The following is an 18,448-nucleotide window of genomic DNA, read 5'->3' on the forward strand; positions in this document are numbered from 1 at the left end:
GCTCTTAGCTATCTAACATTAGCTGCACATATACGGGAAAGTGATCACTGTATCCGCCCTTATACCCACCCCCTCTGTAGGTTCTAAATGGCGTCCCTTTGTATTTCCCCTTAGCTTCCTTAAGAAAGGCCTCGTCAAATATATTGGCCCCTATATACCTATGCCCCCCTTTCCTATCTGTAAGAAATCCTTTGGAAAGCATAATTTGATCAAATAGATTCCAAGACCCCCTATAGCGGACGCTTCCCCGACTACGGGAATATAGGTCTTGCATAGGGTTATAGAGCTTATCGGTATCCATAAGGGCTTGTACACTCTCTGCGGTGGGTCCGTCGTTAAAATCGCCCATAACCACATAGCTAGGCTCTTTAAACTCCGCCTCAATGCCATCCATAAAAGAAATAATGGTTTTGGCAGCTAGGAGGCGTTTATAATCGCTCTCCAGGTTTCCCGTTCTTCGGGAGGGCCAATGGTTTACAAAAATATGAAGTACCTGCCCATTTAATTCCCCCTGCACATATAAGATATCCCTTGTGGCTTCCGGCTCCCCATTTGAAGCTTCTAATAACAAGGGGATGGGTTGCGATTTCAGTACCTTAAAATGATCCCGGCTGTATATTAGTGCGGTATCCATTCCCCTATCGTCGGGTGAATTATAATGTACATAGCCATAGTTATATCCATTCAATGGCGGGGTATCCAATAATTGCTGTACCACGGCCCCATTTTCCACTTCGGCAACCCCAAGGAGCACAGGAGGCTTCCCCGATTCTTCCAAACCAATCGTTCCAATGACGCTTGCCAATCGCTCCAATTTTCGTTGGTAACGCCTAGGAGTCCATTTCCTAGACCCTTCGGGAGTGAAATCCAAGTCTCGCGTAGATTCCGTTAATAGGGCATCAAATAGATTTTCTAGGTTATAAAAGGCAATCGTATGCATATTTTGTACTAAATTCCTCTTAAAAATCGAAAAATCTATGAAAATTATCTAATGGATGGCTAAATTAGGAAAACGCTTGCCAACTATTGTTTAGTTTTGTATTATAAACATATATATGCTAGAAAAAAACACTATAGATCATGAAAAAGTGGTCCTTATAGGCGTAATGAATAAGGACCAAAATGAAGAAAAAGTAACTGAGTATTTAAACGAATTGGAATTTCTCACCTATACAGCAGGTGGGGAAGTCTGCGAACGTTTTGTACAACGGATAGACGTACCCAACCCCAAGACCTATATAGGTAGCGGGAAAATGCTAGAAGTAGAAGCGTACGTAAAAAACAACGATATAGGATCTGTCATTTTCGATGACGAACTTACCCCTGGGCAACAGCGAAATATTGAAAGGCAGTTGAAGTGTAAGATTTTGGATCGTACCAGCCTCATCCTGGACATTTTTGCCCAAAGGGCACAGACTAGTTATGCTCGTACACAGGTAGAATTGGCCCAATATGAATACTTATTGCCCAGACTTACCGGGCTTTGGACCCACTTAGATAAACAACGAGGGGGAATTGGAATGAGAGGTCCTGGAGAGCGAGAAATTGAAACGGATAGGCGTATTGTACGTAACCGCATTACCTTGTTAAAGAAAAAGCTGAGCAAGGTAGATAAGCAAATGGAGACCCAGCGTGGAAATCGCGGATCGTTGGTACAGGTAGCCCTTGTTGGGTACACCAATGTGGGTAAATCTACCATTATGAATGTGGTAAGTAAAAGTGAGGTCTTTGCAGAGAACAAGCTTTTTGCAACAGTAGATACTACGGTACGAAAGGTAGTTTTGGGGAACCTTCCCTTTTTATTGAGTGATACGGTCGGATTTATACGTAAGCTTCCCACACAATTGGTAGAGAGTTTTAAAAGTACGTTGGACGAGGTACGGGAGGCCGACCTACTTTTACACGTGGTAGACATTTCACATCCCAACTTTGAGGAACATATAGAATCTGTGAACCATATTCTATCGGAAATTAAATGTGCCGATAAAAAAACAATCATGGTCTTCAATAAAATAGACCTTTACAAGCACGAGACCATAGAGGAAGACGATCTAATTACCGAAAAGACCAGTAAACACTTTACCCTGGAAGAGTGGAAGAAGTCTTGGATGCAACGGTCCGGGGAGAATGCCGTATTTATTTCGGCTACAGACCAGGAGAATTTAGAAGATTTCAGGAAAAAGGTATACGACGCAGTAAAAAGCATCCATACCACCAGATTCCCTTATAACGATTTTCTATACCCGGAAAACTTGGATGAATATTAGCCAAGTTTTTGTACTGCTTAAGGTTAGTGGCAGAATAAAACACCCCCTTGCCATGGTACACCACACATTAATGACCTTTCACAACAAAAATTAAGATTGTTGATAGGCATTGCCTAGTTTTACAGGGTAGTTAAGCGGTAATATTCCCCCTAAATCGTGTTGCCGCTTTAATAAATATTCAAATGTCCTTTTTTCCCCAAATTGACACTTGACAAAAGAATTTAGAAATACCCAATTTCAAAAAATTCCGACTTAACCAACACAAAAAATGCCCCTAGATTAGGGGCTTTTTTTATGGTAAATAGTTTAGTATCTCTAGAAGGAATAGTTAAGACCCAACAACCAATAGGTTTGTAAATCGTTATCTACATTATCAAAAGTAGGGGTGGGATCGCCTACATCCACATTATTGATGGCATAGGTTAATGCCTCTTGTTTATTATCCCTTAATCCAAATTCAAATCCTAGTCCTATACCTTTCCACAGTGTATACCCAAAGGAGTTGGTCCAGGTCCAGTTAGAAAAGTCGGACGACTTATAACTTTGGAACATGGACAAATTGGTTTTAAAGTTCACCTTTCCCAATTGTCTAGTATAATCGGCCACAATCTTGGCTCCCATAGAAGACTCAAAAACGGACTCCCCACTGCTAAAAACAAAGTTGTAGTTTAAGGGATGTATTACCACAATTAAATCTGTGATCGGAGTCCAGGTGGCACCCACACCAAAATCTAAATATCCGGGATCGTTAAAATTATCAATAATCGTAGTCCTGTATTCCCCTAGGGCAGAAATCGCCAATTTATTACTTAGGTTACGACCGTAGAGAGACGTTAGGGAAAACACATCGGTAGCGGAGCGGAAGCTATCATCATCGTCAGGATTATCCTTATCATCAAATTTCACCCAACCAAGATTAACGTTTAGGGAATTTCTCCAAAAAAACTTCTCCTGTTTCAAATTGGCATACACATTGGCCGTAACCCCTATATTACCCGAACTGGAGTTTGGCGCCCCTTTGGAGTACCAATTGTTAAACCCAGAAAGACTTAAACCTACAGTACCAAATGCTCCTGTTTTCCAGCCAGGTAGGGCCTTAATCTTTTTCTGAATGGCATCTACCCGTCCCTGTAGCGCAGCAATGGAATCGGTTTTTAGTTTCTTTTCCGCATTAAGTTCTTCCAAGGTTTGGGAATACCCCAATTGAAAGCCCATAAAAACGATTAATGCAAGTACAACTCTCCTCATAATAGTTTGTAATTAGTCAATTTTACACAAAACTAGGGGGTTACCGACTAAAATTTGAACCTTATCGCCAATTATTTTGCCTTATATAGCGGTACGGAAGAACAAGCTTCCCCATACATAACGCTTCTTGCCACGGTCTGGAGTTTGGCCGTAACCCATAAGTAGGCGTTGGCTGGCACGGGCTTATTAGAGCAACCTTTTACAATAACAGGCTTCCCTTCATACTCCGAAACGTCCAAGTTTTCTATAATTTCCTGGTAAAGGGAAGACTCCAAGGTATCCAAGTCTCCTATCACCATTTTTTTACAGAAAGGCTGAAGTTTGGTCCCAATGAGCATATAGGCCCATCCAGCGATAATGGCATCGGAAGAACAGCTTAGCGCCACATAACAGTCTTGGTACCTACTCCAATCGTGATTTTCCAATTGCGATCTAAAGTCCTTCTCTCTCAGAATTAACCCTTCATACAGCCAATCCTTTATATCCAACACTACCCTTTCCCCAGCAGGATAATAATCCTCCAGATCAAAGGTGATCAATTTACTATTCGCAACGCGATTTACAATCTCTGACATAATCAAAATTTAAGTAAAAATATCCCTAAATACATGGCCCCAGCTCCTATTAACAAGCTTTTAATGAAAACCCGCCTATTGGATTCCCCTATACATCATCATAATCTACCGTTAAGGTAGGCGTGGTGGGATGTGCCTGGCAGGTTAGTATTAATCCCTCGGCTATTTCGCCGTCCGTTAAAATTTGATTTTTTACCATTTCGGCCTTTCCTTCTTTGATCCTTGCGATACAACTACTGCAAACACCACCTTGACAAGAGTAAGGAGCGTCAATATTTTCTTTAAGCACCGCATCGAGCACCACAGTTTCCTTACTCATACTAAGTGAGAACTCCTCATCATCTACCAATACGGTCAACTGTGTGCTCCCCTCCAGGTTTACTGGAAGTTCATCCTTGATTTCCGTCTCGGTAAACAGTTCAAAATGAACCTTATCTTCAGTGATTTCATTTTCTTTTAAACGATCTTTCACCAAATGAATCATGGCTTCTGGCCCGCAGAGGTAGAAATCATCAAAGGCCAGGTCCTTGTGCTTGTTCTTTAATACATAGTTTACCGTAGAGGTATCTATACGCCCAAACAAGGATTCGTCTTCCTGAGTCTGACTCAGTATAAAATATATGAAAAACCTATTGGGATAATCCAATTGCAATTTCACCAAGTCTGTATAGAACATGGTTTCTTTGTACGATTTGTTCCCATAGACCAGCACAAACGTATTTTTGGGATTACTGTCTAAGACGGTTTTGGCAATACTCATAATTGGCGTAATACCACTCCCTGCAGCAAAAGCAGCAATATTCTTAGGACTACTGCTAGGCTTAAAGACAAACCTACCTTCTGGCGGCATTACCTCTAACACATCGCCTACCTGTAATTTACTATTGGCATAGTCAGAAAATCCGCCTTTGTCTACCTTCTTCACCCCAATGGTGATAGAATCGGACTTGGGCGATGAGCTAATGGAGTATGATCTCCGCAATTCCTTCCCTTTAATTTCCTTTTTTATAGTAATATATTGACCTGAGGTAAAAGCAAAAGTCTGAATCAGATCCTTTGGAATAGTAAAGGTTACTGCAACTGAACTTGGTGTAAGTTGCTTTATTTTTTGTACCGTAAGTGAATAAAATTGGGCCATATTAAATCTTTGTGACAAAATTAAGCAAAGCAAGGACGATTTAAAACGGGATTGTAAAATAATATATACCTAAGTATCTTAGGTATGTTAGAAATCCCTATATTTAACACTTAAAAGCAAAAATACCGCTATACCTTAACTACTGATGCCGTCTTAAAAAAGCATTTTTCCACCAATTATGAGGAATTCTAAATTATATAAAGGAAGTTTAAACACCATTATCCTAAAACTCTTGGAAGAAAAAGGGAAAATGTACGGATATGAAATCACCCAAAAAGTAAAAGAGATCACCAAGGATGAGCTTCGGGTTACGGAAGGTGCATTGTACCCTGCCCTTCACAAGCTGGAAGCCGAAGGGTTTTTGGAGGTAGAGGTTGCCAAAGTAGACAATAGAATTAGAAAATATTATAAACTAACAGAAGCGGGCGAAAAAGAGACCGTTAACCGTTTGCTAGCGTTGGAAGACTTTATCCGCAACATGCAGCAACTGGTAAATCCTAAATGGAGTTTAGAATAAACCTTACAAAAATGGCTGCCATCCCGATTATTAAATCCCCCAATAAATGAAATTAGACCAACACCAACTAAGTTTTATAGACACCTATCTAAAAAATTCAGGGATTGCGTATGTAGACCTTCGTATGGAAATGCTAGATCATGTGGCCACTGGGGTCCTGGAATCAATGAATGGGGAAAACACTTCATTTTATGAGGCGTTTAAATCCTATATGGTAGTCAACAAGAAAGAACTCTTAAAGTGGAACAAAAAGTTCAGGAAGGTTACAGATGTTAAGGTATTGCAAGCCCTAAAAACCAACCTGTGCACCCCCATAAGCGCTCTGGCTTTCTTGGCTTGCATACTACTCCTAAAAATGGGAGCGGAATCATTTAATCTAATTACAACTTACAGATATATCCCATTAGGGGTATTATTGGTGATGCTGTGTTTTTATTGCTACACCTATAGGATTGTATTTGGAAAAAACCGTTTTTCAGGATTGGAGCGAATAGGAACACCCTTACTAATTTTTCAGCAAGGGATGCTGTTTTTATTTTCCCCCTTTTATTCAAAGGTGTTTTTTCAAGAGCAACCCTTAATTTACTACACGCTTATCTCGCTATTCGTTGTAACGGGCATGGCTTTTATAAGAATCATCCATACTTTTAAAAAGGAATATGTCCTTCACTTCCAAATCGCATGACATGAAAGTTACTCCATCGCAAATACAAGCGCTTTACACCTTTACCCGTGACCATTTTGTGGAGCATTACGACCTACAGACCGAATTGGTAGATCATTTGAGCAATGGAATAGAAACGCAATGGCAAGAAAATCCGAACCTTGATTTTAAAGACGCCTTGAATAGGGAGTTTAAAAAATTTGGGGTTTTCGGCTTTCAAGACCTTATTACAGAACGCACCAAAGCTATGGAAAAAAGATATTTTTCCTTTATCTGGCGTTTTTTTAAAGACTATTTTAGCTTTCCTAAAGTTGCATTAACCGTTTTCTTAATAGCACTTTGCTATACGCTATTACGACTATTACCTGCCGAAATAGGAGTTGGGGTGGTTTACGGAATTTATCTCCTATCCGTACTATTTATATTCTACAAGCTTTTTAAATTTAAAAAGCAACAAGGCGCCAAGGAAAAAAAATGGATGCTAGAAGACATGATATTTAACCAAATTGGGTATTCCAATATTGGTATACTCCCTCTATATTTATTCTCATGGCCTTTCAACCCTACCAACTTAGAAGCGGAGTGGTTATTAATCATTCTATCCATTGCACTCCCCTGTCTGTGCTTATTCCTCCATATAATTGCCAACATCATCCCACAAAAAGCAGAAGAACTACTGGAGGAAACGTATCCCGAATACAGAATTGCATAAATTCGCTGTAACAAATCTTATGCACTTAACACTAACCGATAAGTAATAACCAAAAACTTATATGCTAAGACACTTTATTTCCCTGGAATGGAAATCTTTTTATAGAGCTGCTTCTTTTAAAACCAACTTGGGCATCAAAATCCTGATGTTTTTTGGGGCCATCTATTTTATGCTGGTCTTTTTAGGCATGGGCGTAGGTGCTTTCTACCTAATCAAAAAAAGCGGATGGGGCGATCCCTTGGTGGTAGCCAATCAATTTCTGGTCTATTACCTAGTCGTAGACCTTTACCTGCGGTTTATGCTGCAAAAAATGCCCGTCACCAACATAAAACCATTATTATACCTACCCATTAAAAAAAGTGGGATTGTTAGGTATGCCATGGGAAAAACCATCATCTCCTTCTTTAATTGGTCCCATGCATTCTTCTTCCTACCCTTTTCCGTGGTATTGTCAATGGAAGGATATCGGCCCTTAGGGACTTTCACATGGTTTTTGGGTGCTATGGCCTTGATATTGTGTAATAATTTCATCAATATCCTGATGAACAACAAGGATCAAGTTTTTTACGCCCTCCTCGCAGTGGCCACCCTCTTGGGAGCCAGTCAGTATTTTGGATTTTTCAATATCACCCACTATACAGGACCAGTGTTGTACAGCTTGTACCACACCCCATGGACCGCCATCATCCCATGGATCCTACTAAGCTCCCTTGCCTTTATCGCTTTTAGCTACTTTAGAAATAGAATGTATCTGGATGCCGGCTTAGCTGGCAAAAAATCGGTCGCACAGACCGAGGATTACACCTGGCTGAACCGTTTTGGAAATCTGGGTACTTTTTTAAAGAACGATATTAAACTCATTAAAAGAAACAAACGCTCCAGGACTACCGTAATTATGAGCGTCCTCTTCATTTTTTACGGACTACTTTTCTTTACCAGGAGCATTGAAGCCTATGACAGTCCCGAATGGAAAATATTTGCAGGGATTTTTGTTTCCGGTGGCTTCCTATTTAGTTTTGGTCAGTTTGTTCCTAGTTGGGACAGTGCCTACTACCCCTTAATGATGAGCCAGAATATAAAATACAGGGAATACTTAAATTCCAAATGGTATTTAATGGTCATTGCCACTATTTTAAGTACGGTTCTCGCCTCCTTTTATCTCTATTTTGGATGGGATGCTTACTTGGCAGTTGTGGCAGGCGCTATTTACAATATTGGGGTTAATTCCTATTTGGTGCTCTGGGGAGGGGCCTATATAAAAACCCCCATAGACCTAGGCTCCAATAAAAAAGCCTTTGGAGACAAGCAGGCGTTTAACTCCAAGACCCTCTTACTAACCCTCCCAAAATTAATCCTTCCCTTATTGGTATACGCCTTGGGACATTACCTAATAAGTCCTACCGCCGGCTATATTTTTGTGGTTCTGGCAGGAGTGCTTGGTTTCACCTTTAAAAACAAGGTGTTCCTTAGAATAGAACGCATCTATAAAAAAGAAAAATATAAGACGCTGGCTGCCTACAAGCAAAAAGCTTAATAAGAAGATATTTTATGATTAAGATTGAAAACCTAACCAAGGCCTATGCTAGTGCCACGGTATTGAATATAGCGGATTTAGAAATTCCCAAGGGCCAGAGTTTTGGCCTGGTAGGCAATAACGGAGCAGGAAAGACCACTCTGTTTAGCCTGATGCTAGACCTGATACAACCCACAACGGGCCACATTACCAATAAGGAGGTGGTAGTAGACGAGAGTGAGGCATGGAAACCCTTTACATCTGCTTATATAGACGAGTCTTTTCTAATAGGCTACCTCACCCCCGAGGAGTATTTTTATTTCATAGGGGAATTAAGGGGGCAGAACAAGGCACAGGTAGATGAGTTCCTGGCAGGTTATGAAGATTTTTTCCACGGGGAAATCCTAGGACAGAAAAAGTACTTGCGAGACCTTTCTAAAGGAAACCAGAAAAAAGTGGGCATTGTGGCCGCCTTTATTGGCAGTCCAGAGCTCATAATTTTGGATGAACCCTTCGCCAATTTAGACCCCACCACCCAAATTAGACTGAAAGGTATTATAAAGCAACTCACCCTTAACAGACAGGTGACCGTGCTAGTCTCTAGTCACGATCTTATTCACGTCACTGAGGTTTGCGAGCGCATTGCGGTATTGCACAAAGGGGAGTTGGTGAAGGATCTAAACACCTCTACCCAAACCCTTAAAGAGCTGGAAGCCTTTTTTGGGGGCGATGGCTTGCCTACACAGGCCGTTGGCTAGGCAATATTTCCATCAGGAAACCATCTAAATATAAGGCTGCACTAGCTAATTGCCTACATAAAGCATACGCTAGGCAGCCACCTCTATGATAGGCAAACATCCCCCTAATTTTAATTTTATAGTACCCCAAGATAGGATAGTCCAACAGGAACTGTCCTTCGTCATAAAATATTCCTACTTTTATCGACCAACTACATAATATTCCCGCTATTTTATAGTTTAAGAATACGTACGAATACGTTTAATTTTGAAGCTTCGCAATAATCTAATAATACTGGCCGTATTTGGTAGTCTGGCATTTAATGCCTGCTCTACCAAAAAGGATGCTTTGCTCAATAGAAGCTGGCATGCGCTAAATACCCAATACAATAGCTTGTACAATGGCAATCTTGCCTTTGAGGAAGGGCGGGAGGGACTCTATGAGTCCTACCAAGACAACTACTGGGAGGTACTGCCTGTAGAACGCCTGGAAGTTACGGAAGATTTAAAATTGGATTCCGAAGACAACAACCCCAACTTTATTATTGCCGAGGAAAAAGCTACCAAAGCCATACAGAAACACAGTATGGAAATTAATAACCGGGAACGCAATCCGCAAACGGACGAAGCCTTCCTGCTTTTGGGAAAGGCCCGGTATTTTGATCAAAGGTATATGCCTGCCTTAGAGTCCTTTAATTATATTTTAAACAAATACCCGCAGAGCGATAAGCTAAACGAAGCCACTATTTGGCGCGAAAAAGTGCATATCCGCCTGGAAAACGAAGAGCTGGCCATTAAAAACCTAAAACGGCTGTTACGACAAGAGCGTCTAAAGGACCAAGAATATGCGGACACCCATGCCATGATGGCCCAGGCTTATATTAATCTCCACATACCGGATACCGCTATACAACAACTAAAAATTGCCACCGCATACACCAAAAAAAATCCTGAAAAGGGACGGTATTTATACATCATTGGCCAGCTGTACAAACAATTAGGGTATAAGGACAGTGCCAATTATGCCTTCGATAAGGTGATTGCCTTAAACAGGAAGTCGCCCCGAGTCTATATGATTAACGCCCACATTCAAAAAATACAGAATACGGAATTAACAGCGGATAACCGGGACGCCCTATACCAACATTTAATCCGTTTAGAGGAGAATCGGGAGAACAGGCCCTTTTTAAATAAGATTTACAGGGAATTGGCAACATTTCATGCTGCGGAGAAATCGGATAGCTTGGCATTGGTCTACTATAATAAATCCCTAAGGGCCACTACCAATATGCCTCAACTGAACGCGTTGAACTATGAAAATCTGGCCAATTACAATTTTGACCGAAACCATTACCGACTCTCGGGAGCCTATTATGACAGTGTATTGCAAAACCTCCCTGAAACCTCCAAGAAACACCGACAGATAAAAAAGATATTAGACAATCTGGAAGACGTTATTAAATATGAAGAGATAGCGCAGCACACAGACAGCATCATTGGATTATATGAACTCTCCATCCCAGATCGCCTTGCCTATTTTGAGTCACACATCGCCAAGCTAAAATCGGCCGCAGAAAAGGACAGAAAAAAAACTGCCCAGATGGCCAATGCAGGTTTCGAGGCGTTTTTAAAAACCAAGGGAGGCAGGGAAAACAAGGGCAAGTTCTATTTCTACAACATCACTGCCCTTGGCTACGGCAAAAACGATTTTAGATCCAAATGGGGAACCCGCAGCTTGGAAGACGATTGGCGCTGGTCTAATAAAAACAGGGTGGCAGCCACGGAAACGATTGTTGAAGCAGGCAGTAGGGATGCAGCCCCAACCGTGGGCGCACAGGGGGAAGACCAACGGTACCAGGTATCCTATTATATGGAGCAAGTACCCACCGACGAGAATCTGATAGACAGCTTAAGGACCCAACGCAATTTTGCCAATTACCAGCTGGGACTTATCTACAAGGAAAAGTTTAAGGAAAACGCTTTGGCAGCGGGGAAATTAGAGGATGTTTTAAGAAGGGATCCGGAAGAACGGCTCATTATTCCCAGCAAATACAATCTATATAAGATCTACGAGGAAGAAGGGAGTGCGTTGGCAGAAGACATGAGGTACAACATCATACAAAATCACCCAGAATCTCGCTATGCAGAAATACTACTAAATCCCCAAGCCATTTTGGCCCAGGATACCAATAGCCCAGAATTTGCGTATGGCCAACTATACAAACAATATCAAAGACAAGAATACCTAAAGGTCATAACCGGTGCAGAGGTTCAGATTAACAAATACCTTGGAGACCCCATAGTTCCAAAACTAGAATTACTAAAGGCAAATTCTATTGGGAGACTACAGGGCTTTGAGGAATTTAAGGAAGCCCTCAACTATGTAGCCCTGAACTATCCCAATGCTCCCGAAGGCAAAAAAGCGCAACAGCTAGTTGCCCAGCAATTGCCCCAATTGGAAAACAAAACCTTCTCTATGGAAACGGGAAGTAGTGGGAGCGAAAATTGGAAGGTAGTTTTCCCGCTAAAAACCAGCGATGCCAAAAAAGCGCTCCGATTAAAGGAGCTATTAGAAAATTCCATTAAGGAATTAAGATATAGGAACAAGGTATCCTTGGATGTCTACAATTTAGAACAACTCTTCGTAGTTGTACACGGTTTTAGAGCCAAGGATTTTGCCCTAGGTTATACAGAATTGCTTCAAAAAAACAAGGATTATAGAATCGATGACGAGAATTTCGTAATTTTGTCGGCCAATTACAAAATCATCCAAGTGCATAAGAACTTAGATGACTATTTAAAAAAAATAAAAACCCCAAAATCTTAACATCATGTTTTCAGACAACAAAAAACCTCGCGTACCTAATGAACAAGGCGGACAACCTAACAGAATAGGGAGAAGCACAAAAATAAAGGGAGATATCATATCTGAAGCAGATTTTAGGATAGACGGCGAATTGGAAGGCAATATAAAAACCACTGGAAAGGTGGTTATTGGTGCCGAAGGAATCATAAAAGGAAAAGTAGAGTGCGTACAGGCCGATATTGAGGGGAAATATGAAGGCGAACTAATTGTCACCGAACTCCTATCCCTAAAAGCCTCCGCCGTAATAGAGGGTACGGTAAGCGTTGCAAAACTGGCTGTAGAACCAGGGGCAACTTTCAATGCCTCCTGCACCATGAGGGGAAAAGGAGCCAAAACAGCAAACATCCCCTCCACCAACAAGGTAACAACCAATGGAACCGCAAAAATCTCCTAAAAAGAACAATGGCCTAAGAAATGCCGCAATCCTCTCCGGGGTCGCCATACAAATGGGAATCATAATTTTCCTGGCGGCCAAGGGCGGAATATGGCTGGACAACTATTTTGAAATGGAATCTAAGACCTTTGTTATCATCCTTACCTTAGTAGGGGTGGTTGTTTCCATTTATCTTGTTATACAACAATTGAAACGCATCAATAATTAATGTTTAAAAAAAATCTCCTTCACCGTTTTTATTTCACCCTGTTCTTATCATACCTTCTCGTATTTGGGCTACACTTATTAATATTATACGCGCTGGGCCTTCCCCTTACGGATCATAAGATTTTATTAGCCTATGGGGTCAACATCATAATGGCGGTTGCCATTTTCTCTATCCTTTACATCTTTAGGGAACCCTTTAAGGACCAATTGGGATTTTTATACTTGGCGGGAAGTATGTTAAAGTTTGTGGTCTTTTTTATTGTCTTTTACCCCGATTATAAGCTAGATGGTGAAATGGAGACTATAGAATTTTCGGCCTTCTTTGTCCCTTATGTCGTAGGTCTCATAGTAGAAACCCTTTATACAGCCAAAATCCTGAACTCCATCAATAATTCTTAACACATCAAGTGTTTTCCGGACCTCATTAAAATAAACCGGCCAATGCTTTTTTCTTTTTTAAATAAAAGCGTACATTTGCACGGATTTTTCGAGACCGATATTTTTAAGCGATATGCAAAAACCTTTTTACGTCAGATTTCTTTTAGTCGCCACTTTCCTTCTGGGATTCACTGCTTTCGCACAAGATGAGGACGCTTCGTCCGGAAATGAGCAAGGAAGTGTAAAGGCAGAAATTAAAGAATTCATTGCGCACCACTTATTGGATTCGCACGATTTTACCCTCTTCACGATTGATGAAGAGAAGAATACGCATTTTGGCTTTCCGCTGCCCGTAATTATATGGGACGATGGCTTAAAGGTATTTATGTCCTCTAAATTTGACCATGGGCAGTCTGTGGCCGAGGTAGATGGGAACTACTACGCCCTGTACCACGGGAAAATAGTTAAAACCGACGCCCAGGGAACCATCAATTATGATGAGGAAGGACATGCTACCAATGCAAAGCCCTTGGATTTTTCCATCACCAAAAACGTGGTATTCATCATTGCGGTCTCGCTCCTAATGATCTTTATGTTCAGAAAAATGGCCAAATCCTACAGTGGCAGCATGCTGCCTAAGGGGATTGGACGTGGTTTGGAGCCAATTATCCTGTACATCCGTGACGACATTGCTATTCCCAATATCGGTGAAAAGCATTATAAAAAATACATGGGATATTTATTGACCGTGTTTTTCTTTATCTGGATTATTAACCTTTTAGGTCTATCGCCTCTAGGTGTAAACGTTACCAACAACATTGCGGTAACCCTTTGCTTGGCATTGTTCACCTATTTCATCACTGCTTTTACAGCCAACAAGAATTACTGGAAACACATCTTTTGGATGCCAGACGTTCCTGTATTCATGAAGATCGTATTGGCTCCGATAGAACTGCTAGGAACCTTTATTAAGCCCTTCTCCCTCATGATTCGTTTATACGCGAACATTACAGCTGGGCATTTAATTTTAATGAGTATCCTAGGGATGATGTTTATCTTTAAAACCTGGATAGGAAGTTCTATGTCCTTTGTTTTGGCAAGTGCACTTTCTTTCTTGGAATTATTGGTAGCCGCCCTACAAGCGTATATATTCACCATGCTATCTGCCCTGTATTTTGGAATGGCAGTAGAGGAGCATGACGATCACTAAAAGTAGAATGTTTAATAATTAATTATATATATTATGGAAATCCCAACTATTTTAGGAGCTGGATTAATCGTTGTTGGTGCCGCTTTTGGTATCGGTAAAATTGGTAGTTCTGCTATGGATGCTATCGCGCGTCAGCCTGAGGCTTCTGGTAAGATTCAAACAGCAATGTTGATTGCTGCGGCTCTTATTGAAGGTATCGGTTTTGCAGCGTTGTTCGCAGCCTAATCAAACAAAGAAACAGCTATAACGGTTGGTTATAGCTGTTCTTTTTACCAAATTAATTATTACACGTATCTATCATAATATTACAACATGGAAAAATTAATAGAACAGTTTTCATTTGGATTGTTTTTTTGGCAATTATTATTGCTTGTAATACTGTTGCTTGTCTTAAGAAAAGTTGCATGGAGACCTATTCTTAATGCTATTGAAGCGAGGGAATCTGGCATAAAGGATGCATTAGAGGCAGCAGAGAATGCCAAAAAGGAAATGCAAAATGTTACTGCAGATAGTGAGCGTCTGTTACAGGAAGCTCGCATGGAGCGCGATGGCATGATTAAAGAGGCTCGCGAGATGAAGGAGAAGATTGTTGCCGATGCAAAAGCTTTGGCACAGGTAGAGGCAGAAAATATGATTAGTCAGGCCAAAACCGCCATTGAAGGTGAAAAGAAAGCTGCCGTTGCCGAAATTAAAGATCAAGTGGCTACCCTATCTTTGGAAATTGCCGAGAAGGTAATAAAAGGACAGATTTCCGATTCTGGGAAGCAATTGAAGTTGGTAGAAGAAATGGTAGGGGATATTAAGCTTAACTAAGGGTAAAAAATGAACGAATCTAGAGCAGCGGTACGTTACGCAAAGGCAGTTTTGGGAATGGCAGTGGAAAACAATGCCACCGAAGCAGTGGAAAATGACATGCGAAATATAATGGCTACAATTTCTGGAAGCCCAGAGCTCCGTGAAATGTTGGCAAGTCCACTGCTAAAAAGAGAATCAAAGAAAGAGGCTTTATCCGCCATCTTTACGGGCAGCAATCCAGTTACGGAAGGGCTGTTTACTATCTTGGTTGAGAACAAAAGGATTTCCATGTTACAGCAAGTGGCAGAAAAGTTTATAATTCTCAATGAAACCAGAAAGGGCCAGGAAGTAGCTACAGTTACTACCGCAGTGCCTTTATCTGAGGAATTGGAAAAACAAATATTGGATAAGGTAGTTCAACTTACCGGAAACCAGTCCAGCTTAGAAAATAAGGTGGACGAAAGTATTATTGGAGGCTTTATTTTAAGGGTTGGAGATACGCAGTACGATGCAAGTATCGCCCATAAATTAGAGAACCTAAGAAGAGAGTTTACAAATAGTTTATAAATAATTACGTTGGACGACGTTGCATAACAATGAGTCCTAATCTTATATCTATAACAAATGGCAGGAGTTAAAGCCGCTGAAGTATCAGCAATATTAAGAAAGCAATTATCGGAGTTTGAAGCATCAGCTTCATTAAACGAAGTAGGTACCGTATTAAATGTTGGTGATGGTATTGCCAGAGTTTATGGGTTATCCAACGTTCAATACGGGGAACTTGTAGAGTTTGAAGGCGGACTTCAAGGTATCGTTCTTAACTTGGAAGAAGATAATGTTGGTGTGGTATTGTTGAGCCCCTCCAGAGATGTTAAAGAAGGTTCTGTTGTAAAACGCACCCAGACCATCGCCTCTATAAAAGTAGGTGAAGGAATTGTAGGTCGTGTGGTAGACACCCTAGGTAATCCTATCGATGGAAAAGGACCTATTACGGGCGACCTGTACGAATTGCCATTGGAGCGTAAAGCACCTGGGGTAATTTTCCGTGAGCCGGTAACCGAGCCATTACAAACTGGAATTAAAGCAATTGATGCGATGATTCCTGTAGGTAGAGGTCAGCGTGAATTGGTTATTGGTGACCGTCAGACTGGTAAGACCACGGTTTGTATAGATACCATTATAAATCAGAAAGAATTTTACGATGCAGGGGAGCCTGTATACTGTATATATGTTGCCATTGGCCAAAAGGCCTCCACGGTTGCACTAATCGCCAAGACCTTAGAAGAGCATGGAGCTTTAGCTTATACTACTATTGTAGCAGCGAATGCCTCTGACCCTGCTTCCATGCAGGTGTACGCTCCTTTCGCAGGTGCTGCCATTGGTGAGTTCTTCAGAGATACTGGAAGACCTGCTTTAATTGTTTATGATGATTTATCTAAACAAGCAGTTGCTTACCGTGAGATCTCTCTATTATTGAGACGTCCACCGGGACGTGAAGCGTATCCTGGAGACGTTTTCTTCCTTCACTCCAGATTATTGGAGCGTGCTGCTAAGGTAATTGCTGACGATTCCATTGCAAAGGACATGAACGATTTACCAGAAGCATTAAAACCAATGGTAAAAGGTGGTGGTTCTTTAACAGCCCTACCTATCATTGAAACGCAGGCAGGTGACGTTTCCGCATATATCCCTACTAACGTAATTTCTATTACGGACGGTCAGATATTCTTAACTCAGGACTTGTTTAACCAAGGGGTGCGTCCGGCAATTGATGTGGGAATTTCCGTATCTCGTGTTGGAGGTAACGCTCAGATTAAATCGATGAAGAAAGTAGCGGGTACGCTGAAACTAGACCAAGCACAGTTCCGTGAATTGGAAGCTTTTGCCAAGTTCGGTTCCGATCTAGATGCTGCTACCTTAAATGTGATTGAAAAAGGACGTAGAAACGTTGAAATCCTAAAACAAGCACAAAACGATCCATTTACAGTGGAAGATCAGGTTGCAATTATCTACGCAGGTTCTAAAAACTTGCTAAGAGATGTCCCAGTAACCAAGGTAAAAGAATTTGAAAAGGATTATATCGAGTTCTTGAACGCTAAACATCGCCCCATCCTTGATCAGTTGAAGGCAGGGAAATTAACCGATGAGGTAATCGATGTATTAACGAAGGTTGCCAAAGAAGTATCAGCTAAATATAAAGGCTAATTTTGCGGATTTCGTTATCCAATAAGAAGTCTATTTATATAATGTGTAATGACAATTAATGATGCAGCATGGGATAAGGAGCTAAGTTAATCCTTACCAATGCTGCTCATTAAAACCTCATTACTCAACACCAAAAAAGATGGCTAATTTAAAAGAAATAAGAAATAGGATTACCTCGGTATCCTCTACCATGCAGATTACCAGTGCCATGAAAATGGTATCTGCTGCTAAGTTGAAGAAGGCCCAGGATGCTATTACCAACATGCGCCCTTATTCCGATAAACTATCGGAGCTTTTGCAAGGTCTTAGCGCAAGCTTGGAGGGTGATTCGGGGAGTATCTACGCTGATAATCGTGAGGTAAACAAAGTACTGATCGTTGCTATCACCTCTAACCGTGGTTTGTGTGGAGCTTTTAACTCCAATATCATCAAACAAAGCAATCATTTAATCAACAATGTCTATGCCAATAAGGAGGTAGACTTCATGGCCATAGGTAAAAAAGCGAATGACATACTGCGTAAAAACAATGAGGTCATTGCAGATCATAGTGATATTTTTGATCACCTAAGCTTTGAGAATGTTGCTGAAATTGCAGAGGAGTTGATGAACCTATTTTCTACGGGTGTTTATGACAAGATTGAAATTGTATACAATCAATTCCGAAATGCAGCCACCCAGATTGTAACAACCGAACAATTTTTACCCATAGTTCCTATGGAAGGCGAGGCTGATGATATTGCCGATTACATCTACGAGCCAACAAAAGAGGAGATTGTAGAGGAGTTAATCCCTAAATCCTTAAAAACTCAATTGTACAAAGGGGTATTGGACTCTTTTGCTAGTGAGCATGGTGCCCGTATGACGGCGATGCACAAGGCTACCGATAACGCCACCGAACTTAGAGATCAATTAAAACTTACCTACAACAAAGCAAGACAGGCTGCTATTACCAGCGAAATTTTGGAAATTGTTGGAGGAGCGGAAGCGCTGAACAATTAGACGGAGCATTAGCGAAGTCAAA

At 41.0% G+C, this 18,448-nt stretch carries 20 protein-coding genes; 16 read left to right on the forward strand and 4 right to left on the reverse strand.

The genetic code is table 11. The features are described 5' to 3' along the window. Window positions 1–4 precede the first annotated feature (4 nt). Entirely contained in the window at window positions 5–940 is a 936-nt protein-coding gene (locus tag BV214_RS05295) for an endonuclease/exonuclease/phosphatase family protein (RefSeq protein WP_086476454.1), read from the reverse strand. 115 nt (window positions 941–1,055) lie between these two features. Here BV214_RS05295 and hflX point away from each other — a divergent pair, with 115 nt between their 5' ends. After that, entirely contained in the window at window positions 1,056–2,267 is a 1,212-nt protein-coding gene (gene hflX, locus BV214_RS05300; RefSeq protein WP_086476455.1) for a GTPase HflX, read from the forward strand. A 315-nt stretch (window positions 2,268–2,582) separates the two neighbouring features. Here the strand turns inward: hflX and BV214_RS05305 are convergent, their stop codons facing one another. The 3 genes from BV214_RS05305 to BV214_RS05315 all read right to left on the reverse strand — a co-directional run bounded on the left by BV214_RS05305 (window position 2,583) and on the right by BV214_RS05315 (window position 5,228). Further along, window positions 2,583–3,515, reverse strand: coding sequence for a DUF3078 domain-containing protein (locus BV214_RS05305; RefSeq protein WP_086476456.1), 933 nt, complete (start codon window positions 3,513–3,515; stop codon window positions 2,583–2,585). 71 nt (window positions 3,516–3,586) lie between these two features. Beyond that, window positions 3,587–4,090, reverse strand: a complete 504-nt coding sequence (locus BV214_RS05310) for a DUF2480 family protein (RefSeq protein WP_086476457.1) — start codon at window positions 4,088–4,090, stop codon at window positions 3,587–3,589. 88 nt (window positions 4,091–4,178) lie between these two features. Continuing rightward, complete coding sequence (locus BV214_RS05315; RefSeq protein WP_086476458.1) at window positions 4,179–5,228, reverse strand: ferredoxin--NADP reductase; 1,050 nt, start codon at window positions 5,226–5,228, stop codon at window positions 4,179–4,181. 178 nt (window positions 5,229–5,406) lie between these two features. Between BV214_RS05315 and BV214_RS05320 the strand changes: the two genes are divergently transcribed. From BV214_RS05320 to atpG, 15 genes are all read left to right on the forward strand, one after another. Continuing rightward, window positions 5,407–5,745 (forward strand): PadR family transcriptional regulator, encoded by a 339-nt coding sequence (locus BV214_RS05320; RefSeq protein WP_086476459.1) that lies wholly within the window; start codon window positions 5,407–5,409, stop codon window positions 5,743–5,745. Window positions 5,746–5,791: 46 nt separating this feature from the next. After that, the gene (locus tag BV214_RS05325) at window positions 5,792–6,430 is read left to right on the forward strand and encodes a hypothetical protein (protein WP_086476460.1); all 639 of its coding nucleotides are present in this window, start codon (window positions 5,792–5,794) and stop codon (window positions 6,428–6,430) included. Between the two features lies 1 nt (window position 6,431). After that, window positions 6,432–7,121, forward strand: coding sequence for a hypothetical protein (locus BV214_RS05330; protein ID WP_086476461.1), 690 nt, complete (start codon window positions 6,432–6,434; stop codon window positions 7,119–7,121). A 61-nt stretch (window positions 7,122–7,182) separates the two neighbouring features. Further along, window positions 7,183–8,655 carry a DUF5687 family protein gene (locus tag BV214_RS05335; RefSeq protein WP_086476462.1) on the forward strand — a complete coding sequence of 491 codons (1,473 nt, stop codon included), beginning with the start codon at window positions 7,183–7,185 and terminating at the stop codon, window positions 8,653–8,655. Between the two features lie 14 nt (window positions 8,656–8,669). Continuing rightward, window positions 8,670–9,392, forward strand: a complete 723-nt coding sequence (locus BV214_RS05340; RefSeq protein WP_086476463.1) for an ABC transporter ATP-binding protein — start codon at window positions 8,670–8,672, stop codon at window positions 9,390–9,392. A 247-nt stretch (window positions 9,393–9,639) separates the two neighbouring features. Next, window positions 9,640–12,198 (forward strand): type IX secretion system periplasmic lipoprotein PorW/SprE, encoded by a 2,559-nt coding sequence (gene porW, locus BV214_RS05345; protein ID WP_086476464.1) that lies wholly within the window; start codon window positions 9,640–9,642, stop codon window positions 12,196–12,198. Between the two features lie 4 nt (window positions 12,199–12,202). Then, on the forward strand, window positions 12,203–12,631 hold the full coding sequence (locus tag BV214_RS05350) for a bactofilin family protein (RefSeq protein ID WP_086476465.1): 429 nt from the start codon (window positions 12,203–12,205) through the stop codon (window positions 12,629–12,631). Continuing rightward, window positions 12,609–12,839: an AtpZ/AtpI family protein gene (locus BV214_RS05355; protein ID WP_086476466.1), complete on the forward strand. Its 231-nt coding sequence runs from the start codon at window positions 12,609–12,611 to the stop codon at window positions 12,837–12,839. Before BV214_RS05350 ends, BV214_RS05355 begins: the two co-directional genes overlap by 23 nt. Further along, a complete protein-coding gene (locus BV214_RS05360; RefSeq protein ID WP_086476467.1) occupies window positions 12,839–13,237 on the forward strand; it encodes a DUF6168 family protein in 399 nt (132 codons plus the stop codon). The genes BV214_RS05355 and BV214_RS05360 overlap by 1 nt, the downstream gene beginning before the upstream one ends. Window positions 13,238–13,349: 112 nt before the next feature. Continuing rightward, window positions 13,350–14,426 carry a F0F1 ATP synthase subunit A gene (atpB, locus tag BV214_RS05365; RefSeq protein WP_086476468.1) on the forward strand — a complete coding sequence of 359 codons (1,077 nt, stop codon included), beginning with the start codon at window positions 13,350–13,352 and terminating at the stop codon, window positions 14,424–14,426. Between the two features lie 33 nt (window positions 14,427–14,459). Further along, window positions 14,460–14,651, forward strand: coding sequence for an ATP synthase F0 subunit C (gene atpE / locus BV214_RS05370; protein ID WP_176328460.1), 192 nt, complete (start codon window positions 14,460–14,462; stop codon window positions 14,649–14,651). 87 nt (window positions 14,652–14,738) lie between these two features. Next, window positions 14,739–15,239, forward strand: coding sequence for a F0F1 ATP synthase subunit B (locus BV214_RS05375; RefSeq protein WP_086476470.1), 501 nt, complete (start codon window positions 14,739–14,741; stop codon window positions 15,237–15,239). 9 nt (window positions 15,240–15,248) lie between these two features. Then, a complete protein-coding gene (atpH, locus tag BV214_RS05380) occupies window positions 15,249–15,788 on the forward strand; it encodes an ATP synthase F1 subunit delta (RefSeq protein WP_086476471.1) in 540 nt (179 codons plus the stop codon). Between the two features lie 57 nt (window positions 15,789–15,845). Beyond that, a complete protein-coding gene (gene atpA, locus BV214_RS05385) occupies window positions 15,846–17,426 on the forward strand; it encodes a F0F1 ATP synthase subunit alpha (protein ID WP_086476472.1) in 1,581 nt (526 codons plus the stop codon). Between the two features lie 139 nt (window positions 17,427–17,565). Further along, window positions 17,566–18,426, forward strand: a complete 861-nt coding sequence (gene atpG, locus BV214_RS05390) for an ATP synthase F1 subunit gamma (protein ID WP_086476473.1) — start codon at window positions 17,566–17,568, stop codon at window positions 18,424–18,426. Window positions 18,427–18,448: the final 22 nt, after the last annotated feature.

Source organism: Arenibacter amylolyticus (assembly GCF_002150785.1).
In the GTDB taxonomy this organism is placed as follows: domain Bacteria; phylum Bacteroidota; class Bacteroidia; order Flavobacteriales; family Flavobacteriaceae; genus Arenibacter; species Arenibacter amylolyticus.